At 67.7% G+C, this 14,427-nt stretch carries 14 protein-coding genes; 6 read left to right on the top strand and 8 right to left on the bottom strand.

Going from position 1 to position 14,427, the window contains the following annotated elements; genetic code table 11:
- Nucleotides 1–4 precede the first annotated feature (4 nt).
- Together ACQY5A_RS13240 and ACQY5A_RS13235 are read left to right on the top strand one after the other, a co-directional pair.
- Nucleotides 5–1,363 carry a ClC family H(+)/Cl(-) exchange transporter gene (locus ACQY5A_RS13240; RefSeq protein WP_428340808.1) on the top strand — a complete coding sequence of 453 codons (1,359 nt, stop codon included), beginning with the start codon at nucleotides 5–7 and terminating at the stop codon, nucleotides 1,361–1,363.
- A 75-nt stretch (nucleotides 1,364–1,438) separates the two neighbouring features.
- A complete protein-coding gene (locus tag ACQY5A_RS13235) occupies nucleotides 1,439–2,041 on the top strand; it encodes a DUF1707 SHOCT-like domain-containing protein (RefSeq protein WP_428340807.1) in 603 nt (200 codons plus the stop codon).
- Nucleotides 2,042–2,050: 9 nt separating this feature from the next.
- Here the strand turns inward: ACQY5A_RS13235 and ACQY5A_RS13230 are convergent, their stop codons facing one another.
- The 3 genes from ACQY5A_RS13230 to ACQY5A_RS13220 all read right to left on the bottom strand — a co-directional run bounded on the left by ACQY5A_RS13230 (nucleotide 2,051) and on the right by ACQY5A_RS13220 (nucleotide 5,929).
- Entirely contained in the window at nucleotides 2,051–4,033 is a 1,983-nt protein-coding gene (locus ACQY5A_RS13230; protein ID WP_428340806.1) for a vWA domain-containing protein, read from the bottom strand.
- Nucleotides 4,026–5,420, bottom strand: coding sequence for a sigma 54-interacting transcriptional regulator (locus ACQY5A_RS13225; protein WP_428340805.1), 1,395 nt, complete (start codon nucleotides 5,418–5,420; stop codon nucleotides 4,026–4,028). The genes ACQY5A_RS13230 and ACQY5A_RS13225 overlap by 8 nt, the downstream gene beginning before the upstream one ends.
- A gap of 77 nt (nucleotides 5,421–5,497) precedes the next feature.
- Complete coding sequence (locus tag ACQY5A_RS13220) at nucleotides 5,498–5,929, bottom strand: LGFP repeat-containing protein (RefSeq protein ID WP_428340804.1); 432 nt, start codon at nucleotides 5,927–5,929, stop codon at nucleotides 5,498–5,500.
- A gap of 242 nt (nucleotides 5,930–6,171) precedes the next feature.
- Between ACQY5A_RS13220 and ACQY5A_RS13215 the strand changes: the two genes are divergently transcribed.
- A complete protein-coding gene (locus tag ACQY5A_RS13215) occupies nucleotides 6,172–6,354 on the top strand; it encodes a hypothetical protein (protein ID WP_428340803.1) in 183 nt (60 codons plus the stop codon).
- Here the strand turns inward: ACQY5A_RS13215 and purH are convergent, their stop codons facing one another.
- From purH to ACQY5A_RS13195, 4 genes are all read right to left on the bottom strand, one after another.
- Nucleotides 6,355–7,935 (bottom strand): bifunctional phosphoribosylaminoimidazolecarboxamide formyltransferase/IMP cyclohydrolase, encoded by a 1,581-nt coding sequence (gene purH, locus ACQY5A_RS13210; RefSeq protein ID WP_428340802.1) that lies wholly within the window; start codon nucleotides 7,933–7,935, stop codon nucleotides 6,355–6,357.
- Entirely contained in the window at nucleotides 7,932–8,561 is a 630-nt protein-coding gene (gene purN, locus ACQY5A_RS13205; RefSeq protein ID WP_428340801.1) for a phosphoribosylglycinamide formyltransferase, read from the bottom strand. The genes purH and purN overlap by 4 nt, the downstream gene beginning before the upstream one ends.
- A 10-nt stretch (nucleotides 8,562–8,571) precedes the next feature.
- Nucleotides 8,572–9,918 carry a cell division protein PerM gene (locus ACQY5A_RS13200; RefSeq protein ID WP_428340800.1) on the bottom strand — a complete coding sequence of 449 codons (1,347 nt, stop codon included), beginning with the start codon at nucleotides 9,916–9,918 and terminating at the stop codon, nucleotides 8,572–8,574.
- A gap of 61 nt (nucleotides 9,919–9,979) precedes the next feature.
- On the bottom strand, nucleotides 9,980–10,816 hold the full coding sequence (locus ACQY5A_RS13195; protein WP_428340799.1) for a DUF5336 domain-containing protein: 837 nt from the start codon (nucleotides 10,814–10,816) through the stop codon (nucleotides 9,980–9,982).
- 251 nt (nucleotides 10,817–11,067) lie between these two features.
- Between ACQY5A_RS13195 and ACQY5A_RS13190 the strand changes: the two genes are divergently transcribed.
- The 3 genes from ACQY5A_RS13190 to ACQY5A_RS13180 all read left to right on the top strand — a co-directional run bounded on the left by ACQY5A_RS13190 (nucleotide 11,068) and on the right by ACQY5A_RS13180 (nucleotide 12,899).
- Nucleotides 11,068–11,916 carry an LLM class F420-dependent oxidoreductase gene (locus ACQY5A_RS13190; protein ID WP_428340798.1) on the top strand — a complete coding sequence of 283 codons (849 nt, stop codon included), beginning with the start codon at nucleotides 11,068–11,070 and terminating at the stop codon, nucleotides 11,914–11,916.
- Nucleotides 11,917–12,005: 89 nt separating this feature from the next.
- On the top strand, nucleotides 12,006–12,353 hold the full coding sequence (locus tag ACQY5A_RS13185) for a hypothetical protein (RefSeq protein WP_428341501.1): 348 nt from the start codon (nucleotides 12,006–12,008) through the stop codon (nucleotides 12,351–12,353).
- A gap of 30 nt (nucleotides 12,354–12,383) precedes the next feature.
- Nucleotides 12,384–12,899, top strand: a complete 516-nt coding sequence (locus ACQY5A_RS13180) for a hypothetical protein (protein WP_428340797.1) — start codon at nucleotides 12,384–12,386, stop codon at nucleotides 12,897–12,899.
- On the opposite strand, the gene ACQY5A_RS13175 is transcribed toward ACQY5A_RS13180, so the two are convergent.
- The gene (locus ACQY5A_RS13175) at nucleotides 12,896–14,425 is read right to left on the bottom strand and encodes an acetyl-CoA acetyltransferase (protein WP_428340796.1); all 1,530 of its coding nucleotides are present in this window, start codon (nucleotides 14,423–14,425) and stop codon (nucleotides 12,896–12,898) included. The genes ACQY5A_RS13180 and ACQY5A_RS13175 overlap by 4 nt on opposite strands.
- Nucleotides 14,426–14,427 lie beyond the last annotated feature (2 nt).

The raw sequence follows: 14,427 nt of genomic DNA, 5'->3' as shown, positions 1-14,427 counted from the left end.
TGAGGTGGCTGCCCGGGACGTTCTTCGCAGCCTGCTCACCGGATACAAGCGCCCGACGACACACCCGGTCGATGACGAGGGCGAGGGTGCCGAAAGCCTGATCGGGTTCGTGCTGGCGGCCGCGGCGGTCGGAGTGCTGACCGGCCTCAGCGCCGCGAGTTTCCGGCTTCTGCTCGAACAGGGCGCGCGTCTGCGCGGGAGCCTGGCCGGCTGGTCGCACGGCCATTGGTGGGGCGTGATCGTCGTGGTGCTGGTCTGCACGGCCGCCGCCGCCCTCGCAGCCGCCCTGGTGCATCGGGTCGAACCGCACGCCGAAGGCAGCGGGATCCCGCGCGTCGAAGCGGTCGCCGACGGCCGCGTCCGGCCCGACCGGTTCCGGCTGCTACCGGTCAAATACGTCGGTGGCCTCCTGTCCATCAGCAGCGGTATGGCGCTGGGTCGCGAGGGGCCGTCGGTGCAGATGGGCGCGTCCGCGGCGGTCATCGTTGCCACCGTGACCCGGCGCAACCTCGTCGATCTGCGTGTCCTGGTCGCCGCCGGCGCGGCCGCCGGGCTGGCCACCGCGTTCAACGCACCGATCGCGGGTGGCGTTTTCGTTCTCGAAGAGCTCCTCAAGCGGTTCGATCCACGCACCACGATCGCCACCCTGGTGGCGTCCGCGTCCGGTTTCATCGCCGCCCATCTGCTGGTGCAATCCCGATACGACTTCGACATGACACCGATTCCGGATCCGCGGCTCGTGGAGTACGGCTGGATCCTGGGTATCGGAGTCGTCACCGGTCTGCTCGGCGTGCTGTACAACGGTGCGGTCATGGCCGCCTTGCACCGGGCCGACGCCAGCCGCGTACCCAAGGAGGTCCGCGCCGCCGGCACCGGCGCGCTGGTCGGCATGCTGGTGTGGTTCACACCCGATCTGGTCGGCGGCGGCGACGGTCTGACCCAGCGGGCGCTCTCCGGCCACGGCGCGCTGCTCGCCGTCGCGGGCGCGCTGACGCTGCGGTTTGCGCTGGGCGTTGTCTCCTACGCCGCGGCGACACCCGGTGGGTTGTTCGCGCCGATGCTGGTGCTGGGTTCGCAGGCCGGCTTGATCGTCGGGCTGATCGCCGTGCATCTGACGCCGCACGCCGTGCCCAGCCTGCCGGCGTGCGCGCTGATCGGAATGGCCGCGTTCTTCGCCGCGTCGGTCCACGCCCCGGTCACCGGGCTCATCCTCGCCACCGAGATGACGGGCAACACCAACCAATTGCCACCCATGCTGGGTGCGTGCGCCGTCGCCATGCTTGTCGCGGTGGCACTGCGATCGACGTCGATTTACGACCGACTGGCCGAGCGCGCGGCAAGCAATGCCGCCCGCGCCACCTGAGCGAAGTCTGAGGGTGGCGAAACGGTTTGGCGAAGATCCTTGCAGCAGATTTTGTTAGACGTACGCTCGTCAGTAATGAGCAAGTCAGCGCAACGAGGGGCGCGCGACCGGCCGGACGCAGCGACGCGTGCCGCCGAGACGGATCGCATCCAGGTGGCTCAGTTGCTCACCGACGCCGCCGCTCAAGGCCGACTCCAGATGAGCGACTACGAGGACCGGCTCACCAAGGCATACGCGGCGAAAACTTACGACGAACTGGACCAGTTGCGGTCGGATCTGATCGGCTCCTCGGTCAATTCCCAACGCGGTGGCGCGACCAAGCCCGCGCCCTCGATGCTGCTGCTGGCCATCATGAGCGCGTTCGAGCGTCGCGGCCGGTGGAACGTTCCCAAGAAGCTGACGACGTTCGCGTTGTGGGGCGGCGGCGTGATCGACCTGCGCTACGCCGACTTCACCTCCACCGATGTCGAGATCAACGCCACCTCGATCATGGGCGGGCAGACCATCCTGCTGCCGCCCGAAGTCAACGTCGTGATCAAGGGCCACGGCGTGATGGGCGGGTTCGACCACGACGTCGACGGCGAAGGCACGCCCGGTGCGCCGACCGTGCGGATCCGCGGCTTCTCGCTGTGGGGCGGCGTCGGCGTCCGACGGAAGAACCGCAAAGCCCAGAGCTAGGTTTCCGCGCTAACGCCGACGGCGGGAACGCAGGTAGTCGCCGACCACGGCCGCGCCCAGCCCATCGAGATCGGGATCGACTACCCGGCCCTCGACCCGGCGCGCGACCTGATCGATGAACCGGGCCAGCCCGGGATCGTTGCCCAGGCGGAAGATGGTCACCTGCGCGCCCAGTCTCGCTAACTCGTCGAAGCCGCGGACGGTGTTGGCGATGGTTCGCGGATGCGGCGGGTAGTCGAAGAACACCGACGAACCCCGGCCGTCGCTGTAGTCCTCGAGATGCGCAGTCGGCTCGCCGTCGGTGACCACCAGCAGCACGGGCTGCGCGTTCGGGTGCCGGCGCAGGTGCCGGCCGGCCAGCGCCAGCGCGTGATGCAGGTTGGTGCCCTGCTCGTACACACCTTCCAGGCCCATCAGCTCCGCGCTGGTCATGGTTCGGGCATAGCGGCCAAACGCGATGATCTGCAAGGCATCTGAACGGAAGCGGGTGCGCACCAGGTGGTCGAGCGCGAGCGCCGTCTGCTTCATCGGCAGCCAGCGGTTCTCCATCACCATCGAGAACGAGGTGTCCACCAACAGCGCCACCACGGCCTGGGTGCGCATCTCGGTCTCGGACACCTCGACGTCGTCGACGGTGACCCGGATCGCGGAATCTGCACTATCCCTTGGCGTTCCGGCCTGTCGCAATACGGCGTTGGTCAGCGTCCGAGTAACGTTCCACGGCTCGGTGTCGCCGAACTGCCAGGGCCGGGTCGCGCCGGTCAGCTCACCCGCCGCGCCGGCCCGCCGCAGTTCGCGTTCGCCGTGTCGACTGGAAAGCTGTTGCGCCACATCGCGTAACGCCGTCTCGCCGAGACGCCGCATCGCCTTCGGCGAAAGCCGCCACTGCCCGTCCGAGTTACGGTCCAGGAAGCCCTGATTGACCAGTGCGCGTTCGAGCTCGGCCAGCGTCTGAGCATCGATGGCGGCCTGGTCGCCGAGCTGGCGGGCCAGCGCGTCGAGGTCGACGTCGTCCATCGTCGCGCCCGGATAGCTCTGCGACAGCTGCTCGGCGAGCTGCTCCAGCTCGGCGATATCGGAGAGCGCCTGCGCGCCCTCACCCATGCCGAGCGGATTGTCGCCGCTGAACTCCGACGAGCCGTCCCAGTCTTCTCCGGGACGGGCCGCCTGCAGGTGGCCGTCGAGCTGGCCCAGTGCCTGCATCAACGCCGGTGACCCGAATGCCTGCTGCGCCAACGCATCGAGCTCGGCGCGCTGATCCGGACTCAGGCTGTTGCGAAACCGCTGCGCGGCGGCGGCCCGCTTGGCCAGCGAGTCCAGCAACTCCTCGACGTTTTGCGGGTTCTCCGGGAAGAACTCGCCGTGGGAGTCCATGAAGTCTTGGAAATCCTGCGGAGAGTCCTCGCCGCGAGCGTGCTTGTCCAGCAAGTCGTTGAGGTCGTTGACCATGTCGGTGACCCGCTGGCGGTCCTCGTCGGTGGCCCCTTCCAGGGCCTCCTTCATGCCGGCGAAACGCTGGTCGAGCATCTCACGGCCGAGTAGATCCTTGATCTGGTCGTACTTTTGGCGCGCCTCCTCGCTGCGCCAGCCGTATTCCGAGAGCTCCTGCACGGCCTTGGCCGGTGACGGCGAGAGCGATTCCAATTGCAGTTCACCGAACCGTGCGTCGTCGTCCAGCGCGCGGGCCAGTTCCTGGCGCTCGGCCAGCACCGCCTCGTCGAGCAGTTTCTTGATCTCTTGCAGGGTGCCGTCCAAGTTGTTCTCGCGAAGTAACTCTCGGCGTCGACGGTTGGCTTCCGCGGCCAGCCGGTCGGCCCCGGTCAGGTTCTTCGTGCCACGGCGCAGCAACTCCGACAGCGCCCGGCGCGGCGACGTACCCTCCATGACGTCCTGGCCGATCTGTTCGAGCGCTTCACGCAGATCCACCGGGGGCGCCAGTGGATCCGGCCCACCGGTATACGCCGAGTAACGCGACGAGTGACTTCTAGCCATAGACGGTTTCGCCTTCCCCGGACGCCTTATCGATGCGCTTGGCCAAATACAATGCCTCCAAGGCCAATTCGAGAGCCGCGGCGCGCTCGCCCTCGGACTCGGCGCCGAGCCGCTTGGCGATGGCCTCGATCACCGGCAGGTCCGGCAACGCCGCCAGCACATCCTTGGCCGACACCCGCTCACCGGTCGTCACAGCCGATCCACCCTCGACCGCGGAGACCAGCGGGCCGACGTCGATGCCGCCCAGCGCTCGCGACGCGGTGTCGGCGGTGGCGCGGCGCAGCAGGTGCTCCAGCACCGCCTGCTCGCGACCCTCCTCGCCGGACTCGAACTCGAGCTTGCCCCGCAGCACGTCGATCACGGTGCTCAAGTCGACCACCCGGGCCACCGGATCGGTCTCGCCCAGTACAGCGCCGCGATGCCGCGCAGAGGCCGCGATGGTTTCGGCCGCGGCGATCGCAAACCGGGCCGAGACGCCGGATCGCTGATCGACCGAGCTGGACTCGCGCAGGTTGCGGGCGAACCGGGCGATCACTTGGGTCAGATACTCCGGCACCTGGGCGCTCAGGTGCGCCTCCTGGGTGATCACGGCAACTTCGGCGTCGAGTTCGAGCGGATAGTGCGTGCGGATCTCAGCGCCGAACCGGTCCTTCAACGGGGTGATGATGCGGCCACGGTTGGTGTAGTCCTCGGGGTTGGCGCTGGCGACGACGAGGACGTCGAGCGGCAACCTGAGCGTGTAGCCGCGGACCTGGATGTCGCGCTCCTCCATCACGTTGAGCATCGATACTTGGATGCGCTCGGCCAGGTCGGGCAGTTCGTTGACGGCGACGATGCCGCGATGCGCCCGCGGGATCAGGCCGTAGGCAATGGTCTCCGGGTCGCCCAGGCTGCGGCCTTCGGCGACCTTGATCGGGTCGATGTCTCCGACCAGGTCGGCCACGCTGGTGTCGGGGGTTGCCAGCTTCTCGGCATAGCGCTCGCTGCGGTGCCGCCACTCCACCGGCAAGTCGTCGCCGAGCGTGGCGGCCTTGCGGATCGACTCCGGGGTGATCGGGCTGTACGGGTGCTCGCCGAGTTCGGCGCCGGCGATCACCGGCGTCCACTCATCCAGCAGGCCGGTCAGCGCGCGCAGCAAGCGGGTCTTGCCCTGGCCTCGTTCGCCTAGCAGCACGAAGTCGTGGCCGGCGATCAACGCCCGCTCGAGCTGCGGCAACACGGTGTCGTCGAAGCCCAGAATGCCCGGCCAGATTTCCGGGGCATCCGGCCCCAAAGAGAGAGCGGTCAGCAGGTTTTCCCGAATTTCTTGCTTGACACCCCGTTCACGGTGCCCGGCGGCACGTAGTTCACCAACGGTGCGGGGCAAATTATTCGCAGCGGTCACCACACCACGCTACTGACAAATCGAAAGGCCGGGCAATCGTGTCAATCGCCCGGCCTTCCGAGGTGAAATGCAGGGAGCAATCAGCTCATGGTGACAGTGGCCTTCTCGTCGCCCTCTTTCCAGGTGGCCGTGCCGTGCTCGAACGTCGACTTGTAGGTGCCGTCGGACTCCTTGATCTCGTCAGCGGTCGGGTAACCCAGCTTGCCTTGCGAGGCCTGGACGTCGTTCCACGCATCGCGGATCTTGCCCCAGACGAAGTAGACCGGTCCGCCGTTCTTGTAAATCAGGACGCCACCGTCGAACTGCTGGTAGACACCCGTGTTGTTCAGGGTGTTCTTCTGGTTGTCGTACGGGGCGCCCAGGTCCTTCTTCTGCTCGTCGTTGAGGGTGTCGAACTTAGCCAGGATGGGCCCCTCAACCGTGTACTCCGTGCCGTTCTTGCCGGGAATCTGCGTTGAGCTGGGTGCCGCCGCGGCGCTTGTCGTCGGTTCCGCCGCGGCCGATGTCGACATGGCGGCGGAGGACGCCGCCGAACTCGAGGACGTGCTGGACTTGTTGTCCGACTGGTGACAACCTGCTCCGACTAACGCGAAGACTGCGATGGCGACGGAGAACGACGCTGTTCTTCTTGATATCGCGCGCATTATTTCCTCTCGATTACGCTTTTGAATCTCAACGGGCTCGTCCCGATAGACGGGCCCGAATTTTGACTCTAGGCCGATCTGATCTTGTTCGGAAGGGATTGATTGACGTCGTGTCAGTAGCGCGCGATGCTTTGCTCAACGGTCGGCGGACGTTCAACCAGCCGCCGTCGCGTCACCCCGAGGCAGCTGACCGATACCCACGCCCCGACGTCCTGCAGCGGGTTCGCTTCGACGTCAACCCCGACGCCCGTCGCGCCGCCGACGAAGTCGCGACGTTATCCGCTCCGCGGTAACTAATGAGCAAAGTGCCGGGCGCCGGTCAGGTAGAGCGTGATGCCCGCGTTCTCCGCCGCGGCGGTCACCTCGTCATCGCGGACCGAACCGCCCGGGTGCACGACTGCCTTGACTCCCGCGGCGGTCAGCGTCTCCAGTCCGTCCGGGAACGGGAAGAACGCGTCGGACGCGGCGACCGCACCGCTGACCCTGTCCCCACCACGCTCGATCGCCAACCTCGCGGCGTCGACCCGGTTGACCTGACCCATGCCGATGCCGATGGTGGCGCCGCCGCCGGCGATCACGATCGCGTTGGATTTCACCGCGCGGCAGGTTCGCCAGGCGAACGCAAGGTCCGCGAGCGTGGCCGGGTCGGCCGCGGCTCCGGCGGCCAGCGTCCAGTTGTCCGGGTCATCGCCGGGCGCGTCGATCCGGTCGCGCTGCTGCACTAACAGCCCGCCGCTGATCTGGCGACGCTCCGTGGTGGCACCAATCGGTGCCACATCGTCTGCGGCGACCAGCACCCGGACGTTCTTCTTGCGGGCCAGCACCTCGACTGCGCCCGGCGCGTAGGCGGGCGCCACGACCACCTCGGTGAAGATCGTGCTGACGTACTCGGCCATCTCGACGCTGACCTCGGTGTTGGCCGCGATCACCCCGCCGAATGCGCTGAGCGGGTCGCACTCGTGGGCTTTGCGGTGCGCATCGGCGACCGAGTCCGACGAGACGGCGATGCCACACGGGTTGGCGTGCTTGATGATCGCCACACAGATCTGATCGTGGTCGAAAGCCGCCCGCCAGGCTGCGTCGGCGTCGGTGAAGTTGTTGTACGACATCTCTTTTCCGTGCAACTGGTCGGCCTGCGCCAGACCGGGCCAGCCACCGTCGTCGACGTAAAGCGCGGCCTGCTGATGCGGGTTCTCGCCGTAGCGCAGCTGGGTCGACCGTCGCCATGTGCCAGCCACCCATTCCGGGAATGCCGCGGCCGGCTCCTCGGGCGCCAGCGTCGACTCCATCCAGCCGGCCACCGCGACGTCGTACTCAGCGGTGTGCCGAAAGGCCAACGATGCCAGCTTCTTTCGCTCGGCAAGCGTGAAGCCGCCGCTGCGCACCGCGGCCAGCACACCGTCGTAGCCGAGCGGGTCAGTCACCACCGCGACGCTGGGGTGATTCTTGGCGGACGCGCGGACCATCGACGGCCCGCCGATGTCGATCTGCTCCACGCATTCGTCAACGCCCGCGCCGGATTCGACGGTCGCGCTGAACGGGTAGAGGTTCACCACCACCAACTCGAACGCCGCGATACCGAGTTTCTCGAGGGCGGCGGCGTGCTCCGGTTTGCGCAGATCGGCCAGCAGGCCGGCGTGCACCCGCGGGTGCAGGGTCTTGACCCGGCCGTCGAGCACCTCGGGGAAACCGGTCAGCTCCTCCACCTTTGTGACGGGAATACCTTTGTCGGCAATGGTTTTCGCGGTCGAGCCGGTCGAGACGATCTCTACGCCGGCATCGGCGAGGCCCTTGGCAAGTTCGACCAGGCCGGTCTTGTCATAGACGCTGATCAACGCGCGGCGAATCTGCCGCTTCTCGTCACTCGTGCTCATCCGATCGTCGCCCTTCGTCCGCTCCAGGTCACGCCGCCGGTCGCCACCGCGGCTATCACATCTACCAAGAGTCGCCGTTCGGTGACCTTGATGCGTTCGTGCAGGGTTTCTTCGTCGTCGTCGTCGAGCACCGGAACAGCCTGCTGGGCAAGTATCGGCCCGGTGTCGGTGCCGGCGTCCACCAGGTGCACCGTGCATCCGGTGACCTTGACGCCGTGGGCCAGCGCATCGGCCACTCCGTGCGCACCCGGGAAGGCCGGCAGCAGAGCCGGATGGGTGTTGAGTGTGCGGCCGACGAATTTCGAAAGAAATTCTGACCCAAGGATTTTCATGAAGCCGGCCGCTACCACGAGGTCCGGCGAGTGGGCCACGGTCGCCTCGGTGAGCGCGACATCCCAAGCGGCCCGGTTGGGGTTGTCGGCCAGCGGCACCCGGAAGGACGGCAGCGCTGCGGCGGCCGCGATGTCGACGGCGGCGCAGTCGCGATCCACGCCGACGGCGACCACTCGCGCCGGATAGTCATCGACGGCGGCGTTCAGCAGCGAGGCCAACAGTGACCCGGTGCCCGATGCCAGCACGACCAATCGTGCCGGTGCACAGGGAGGCACGCGAAACGGTTGCTGCACAGGTCAGAGCCTAGCGGTCCTTATCCGGCGACGATGCGGGCCGGTCCGCGGCCCGCTGAGGAGGCGGACCATCGAACCCGTCTGAATGCTCGTCGATGCCCGGCGCCTCGGCGGCGTCGAAATGCACCTCGGCATCGTCGGCCTCGAAGTCGGCCATCGGTTCGCCGAGCAGCGGCGGCTCGGCCGGCGGCGTCGCGACCCGGACCGGCTTGGGTGCGCGCGGACGGCGCCTGACGCCGCCGGCCATCACCACGGTGAGCGTGCCGATCGCGGTGAACCACAGGAAGATCGCGAAACCGAAAGTCCCCTGGTCGATTCCAACACCGCCGAAATTGCCCAGCTGTCCGCTGCCGGCATAGCCGAGCAGGGCCAGGCCCAGCGCCGCCAGCAACGCCGCAATCCCGACCTTCGCCACCGCATCGGACAGCGGCAACGGCCGTCGCGCACACTGCTGCCCGAGAGCCACTCCCGCCGATGCTCCGATGATGAGCAGCGCGACCCACACCGGCCCCAGCGGTGGGTGCGGGGCCGCGGCCAGCACCGGCAGCGCGGGGATGTCCCCACCGAAGACGGTGAAGGAGCTGAATGTGGCGAAACCGAGGTGAGCACTGGACCCGACCGCCATCGCTGCCGTCGCCACGATGACGTTGGGCACGTACAGCGCCGATAGCAGCGTCAGGCTGAACTGGCCGAAGATCGAGCCGGTGATGCCGTACAGGTCCTGCATCGTCGCCCAGTGCACGACCAGCGAGCAGGCTGCTGCCAGACCCGACAGTCCGAGCAGCGCCAAGACGCCGGCCACCGCCGCACGCAGCGAATCGGCCAGCCAGTCGGGCAGCGGTGACGCCGCCAGCAGCCGGCGGCCGACCCGCGACCCCACCCCGATCGACGCGCCGATGAGATGTACGAGTAGCACGCTGATGAAGGCCCGCGACGCGCTCGGGGTCTGCAGATCGGTAATGACCGACGACGCGTCGTGGATGACCGCCAAGGCGATGGCGGTCATCAGCAGCGGCCCGCCCAGAGCGGACGCGATGATCCATCGGATGACGAACCAGGACGCCGTTGTCGTCGTGGCATGCGCGGTGGTGCGTGCGGTCCCCCACACCATCAACAGCACCGGCAGCAGCGGCATCACACTTAGCTCGCGGCCGCCGATCGAGATCGGTACCTGATGGACGCCGAGCCACATGCTGGCGATCGCACCCAAGGCTCCGGTCATGTCGCTGTTGGCGATCACCAACTGCAGCAGGGTCATTGCAGCGATGACCACCAGAGCCACCGCCGAAGGTCCGAACGCGACCCGGAGAAGGTCGCGCGCCTGGTGGGCGCCCGGGGTTCGACTGTCCGGCGTCACGGTCTGAGGACGTTACCTACCGAGTCCCCCGGTCGGCGAACGCCGCGCCCAATCCGGCCGGCTAGGACTGCTGCGACGGGTCCGACGGCGAGGACGGTGCCTGCGGCTGCTGACCCGAGCCGTACGAGTGCTGGCTGTGGGCCGACCCGCCCTGCTCGCCTGCCCCACCCTGGCCCGGCGTACCGGACCCGGACGACGGGGGCGGGCTGAAGCTGGGGAAACCCGTTGGTGGAGTAGGCGATCCGTGCTGGGACTGTGCCGAGCTCGGCTGCGGGCCCGATTGCGCGGGGAAGCCGCCGGTGGTTGGACCAGACGGGTAGCCGCCGTACTGCGTCCCGTAGCCGGACTGCTGATAGGGGGCCTGCTGCTGGCCGTAGTAGCCGCCGTACTGGCCGTAGTACTGGTCGTACTTGGGGCGGGGAGCCGGCGCGGTGATCACACCGGCGTCCAGCAGCAGCGCACCGATCGCCACGCCCGCCTGCACGACACCGGCCGTCACGGCGATCCACAACCCGGCGCCGCGATCCGACGCGTCGATGGTGTCTTGGATCAGCAGCAGCGCACCCAGAACCGATACCGCGGTCACCGTCGCGAGGAAGTTCTTGGCCTTGGGCAACAGGGTCACCCCGGCCAGCAGACCGGCCAGCAGGACCAGGTCGACCGGCAGCGTGCTGCCCTTCTCGACCAGTTCGTCGCCGTTGGGCAGCAGGCGCGAGACCATCGGGAAGTAACTCGCCAGGTAGGTCAGCACACCGAGGACCGCGACCGCGATGGTCAGGTAGTGCTTGAGATTACTGTCGGCGTCCTCGGACTTCGCGAACGACGACGACGCGGGAGCCCCGTAGGAACCAGGCGACTGCGCGGGCGGATATCCGGGATTGCCGGGCGGGTAGGTCATGACTTCTCCTGTGCCTTCCGATGCGGTTGCGGCGCCACTGTCGTGCGGCGCTGGTCACTCCCGCGCACCGCTCCCGCGAGGCTACCTGGAAATCCTGGGCCGACGATCTAAGCAGCGGCCTGCGCGGGCTCTGCGGCGCGAGCGGATCATCAACGCTAGCGCACCTCGGCCACGACGTCGGTGCACACCTCCGGCCGCCAGTACCCACCCCGGTGGTTGCCCGCCGGATTGGAACACGTTCTAATTCATCCATGGACTACGGGCTTGTGCTGTTCACCAGCGATCGTGGAGTCTCTCCGGCAGCGGCGGCGACTCTTGCCGATAACCACGGATTCCGGACGTTTTACGTACCCGAACACACCCACATTCCGGTCAAGCGTCAGGCCGCGCATCCGACCACCGGCGACGGCTCGCTGCCTGACGACCGTTACATGCGCACGCTGGATCCCTGGGTGAGCCTCGGCGCGGCGTGCGCCGTCACGTCGCGGATCCGGCTGTCCACCGCGGTGGCACTGCCCGTCGAACACGACCCGATCACGCTGGCGAAGTCCATCGCGACGCTCGACCACCTCTCGGGCGGCCGCGTCAGCCTGGGCGTGGGGTTCGGCTGGAACACCGACGAACTCGCCGACCACGGTGTACCGCCCGGCCGTCGTCGCACCATGCTGCGTGAGTACATCGAGGCGATGCGGGCGCTGTGGACCGAAGAAGAGGCCTGCTATGCGGGCGAGTTCGTCAACTTCGGGCCCAGCTGGGCCTGGCCCAAGCCGGTGCAGTCGCACATCCCGGTTCTGGTCGGGGCGGCCGGCAACGAGAAGAACTTCACCTGGATCGCCCGCAGCGCCGACGGCTGGATCACCACCCCCCGCGACTTCGACATCGACGAGCCGGTGAAGCTGCTGCAGGACACCTGGGCCGCCGCCGGCCGCGACGGCGCCCCGCAGATCGTCGCGCTGGACTTCAAGCCGATTCCGGAGAAGCTGGCGCACTGGGCCGAAATCGGGGTCACCGAAGTGCTCTTCGGACTGCCCGACAAGTCCGAAGATGAGGTGGCCGCATACGTGGAGCGGTTAGCGGGCAAGCTTGCGGCAGCGGTCTAGCCGCTGAGACCTACGGGAGGCGCATCGTGACAGCTCATGCCGGGCAGGGCCGTCACTTCCCCTACCGCTACGAGACCCGGCTGGCGCCGATGTGGCTGGTCTTTCGGGCCTGGCCGAGCAGGCAGGGCGTCACCGTGACCGACGACGGTCAGTTGATCGTCCGCTACGGACCGTTCCGGGTCGACGCGCCGCTGTCTCAGATTCAGGATGCGCATATCACCGGTCCGTATCGGTGGTGGACGGCGGTGGGCGCGCGGCTGTCGCTGTCCGACGACGGTCTGACGTTCGGCACCAACGCGACTCAGGGCGTGTGCATTCACTTCGAGCCTCGGATTCACCGAGTGGTGGGCCTGCGTGACCATTCGGCGCTGAACGTGACCGTCGAGGATTGCGAGGGCTTGGTCGCCGCGCTGACCGACGCGGTTGATCAGCTCTAGGCTGAAACGCATGACCGCCTGGGATGAGCCGTGAGAGCGCGCCGCCTGAGCGTTCTGCTCGCCGCTGTCGCGCTCACCGGATGCACCCAGACTGTCCACGGCACCGCCGTCGCGCGGTTCGCCCTGCCCGTCGACGGCTTCCCGGGTACGGCGGGATACACACCGGTCGACTCCGACTCGTTCTACATCCGCGACGGCAACCCGGAGTACGGCTTCGTCTTCACCGCCCCGAACGGGCTGGTCTGCGGGATGGGGACATTCCCGACGTGGGAGTCGGCGGGCGCGGAATGCACGGGCTCACGGCCCGACCGGGGGCCTGGAGCCTGGACCGTCGATGCGGAACGCTTCGGTGCGACCAGCGTCCAGACATCGGTGATGCCCGGGGGCGGTAATCGCAGAACTCACCCCGACAAGGTTCTGGCACAACGGCACTACGTCGTCGACTCGGTCGACACGTTGTGCCTGGTGACCGAGGACTCGGTCGTGGCGTGCCACGTCGGCGGCCACGGTTTCATCTTGACCGCGGACACGACGACACTGTTCTAGCCGAGCGACGCCCGGTTGACGTCCTCGTCGGTCGACTTCACGGCGATGGCGGCACCCAACGGGTCACCGTCGGTCATCAATGCCACCAGATCCTCGTCCTCGGTGAGCGCCATGAACCGCGAGCCGTCGGCGTCGAGCCTACCGATGATGACACCGGTCGTCGTCGGCCAGTCGTAGCGCACGGAATACGTCTCAACGATGCTCGCGCCGTTGGTGTTTCGCGTGACCGGCACCTTCGGCAGCGCAGCGATGTCTCGCTGCAACTCCTTGCTGTGGTCGGTCGCCCACTCGCCAGGCGTCGTGGAGTACACCCCGACCGAATACTTGCTCATCACACCGCCGTTGGCGCCGACGAGCCCGAACGAACCCGGGTTGTCGCGCACGGCGGCCACCGTCTCCGCGATGCCGTGCAGCGAATAGCTGTTACCGGGGCCGCCGAAATAAGGCAGCCCCCCGGTGAGCGTCAACCCGCGCGGGTCGTCGGCGGCGAGCCCGAAATCGTCGCACACCGCGAACACCGGGAACGGGAAGCAGCTGTAGAGGTCGAACGTCGCCACCTCGTCGATGCCGATACCGGCTACCCGAAGCGCTTCTGCCACAGCCTGTTTGGCGGAGTAGCTGACGCTGACATCCACTCGGTCCAGCAAGTCCTGCTCGGTCTGATCGGCATGCCCGCGTAGGTAGACCCACTTGTCCTCAGGCACCCCGAGCCGCCGCGCCGCCGACACCGACATCAGCAGTGCAGCAGCCCCTTGGTTGACGGTGTCGCGTGCCACCAGCAACCGCGGGTACGGGTCGCAGATCATCCGGTTTTCGTCGGTGACCGTTTCGATCTCCTCCACCGAGCGTTCCATCGGCGAGGACGAAAAAGGGTTCTTTGCAGCGACTTTCGAGAACGGGGCGAAAAGCTCGGCCATCGCGTGCCGATAGTCGGCGACGGTGAGCCCGAGCCGTCCTCGCCGCGCGTTGTCGAGCAGCCCGTACTGCACAGGCGCCCCGGTCAGCCCGTGCTTGGCGGTGTACTCGCTCATGTACTGCTCGAAACCGTAGCCACGGTCGTCGAGCTGGCCGCCGACGCGCTCGGTGAAGTCCGGCTTGTCGTCACGCCCGGAGAAGTACTTCGCCGTCGACCCGGGCTCGGAGCCGAGGATCAGTGCGACCTCGATGCCGCCGGCGGCGATCGCCCCGGCGAACTCCGTCATCAGCTTCTGCGGGCCGTTGCCGCCGATGGGCTCCAGCACCGCGCGCGCCGGATCGGCACCGACCCGGTTGGCCACCGATCGGACGTAGTTGTCCGACGCGCCGAACGGCGGTGTGTTGAACGGGGTGCAGATCTCGAACTGGCGCAGGCCGGCGAACACCTCGACGGCGCCGGCCACCGTGCTCACGTCCGCGCCGGAGTCAACCAGCGCGGCCCGCACGGCCTCAGTCGCCAGGTCGACTGAGGACATGCCGCGATAACCGGGGTCGTCGATGCGTTCGGTGAATTGGCCCACCCCGACGACGACGGGTGTGCGTGGGTCCATGA

The sequence above is a fragment of the Mycobacterium sp. genome, from assembly GCF_965277065.1.
In the GTDB taxonomy this organism is placed as follows: Bacteria; Actinomycetota; Actinomycetes; order Mycobacteriales; family Mycobacteriaceae; genus Mycobacterium.
This window is presented reverse-complemented; position numbering and strand designations above follow the sequence as displayed.

What these genes read in the sequence shown, in the direction of transcription:
- ACQY5A_RS13235 (WP_428340807.1), top strand. Translation starts at nt 1,439, where the DNA reads ATGAGCAAGTCAGCGCAACGAGGGGCGCGCGACCGGCCGGACGCAGCG.
- ACQY5A_RS13230 (WP_428340806.1), bottom strand. Translation starts at nt 4,033, where the DNA reads ATGGCTAGAAGTCACTCGTCGCGTTACTCGGCGTATACCGGTGGGCCG.
- ACQY5A_RS13220 (WP_428340804.1), bottom strand. Translation starts at nt 5,929, where the DNA reads ATGTCGACATCGGCCGCGGCGGAACCGACGACAAGCGCCGCGGCGGCA.
- purH (WP_428340802.1), bottom strand. Translation starts at nt 7,935, where the DNA reads ATGAGCACGAGTGACGAGAAGCGGCAGATTCGCCGCGCGTTGATCAGC.
- ACQY5A_RS13195 (WP_428340799.1), bottom strand. Translation starts at nt 10,816, where the DNA reads ATGACCTACCCGCCCGGCAATCCCGGATATCCGCCCGCGCAGTCGCCT.
- ACQY5A_RS13190 (WP_428340798.1), top strand. Translation starts at nt 11,068, where the DNA reads ATGGACTACGGGCTTGTGCTGTTCACCAGCGATCGTGGAGTCTCTCCG.
- ACQY5A_RS13185 (WP_428341501.1), top strand. Translation starts at nt 12,006, where the DNA reads ATGTGGCTGGTCTTTCGGGCCTGGCCGAGCAGGCAGGGCGTCACCGTG.
- ACQY5A_RS13175 (WP_428340796.1), bottom strand. Translation starts at nt 14,425, where the DNA reads ATGGACCCACGCACACCCGTCGTCGTCGGGGTGGGCCAATTCACCGAA.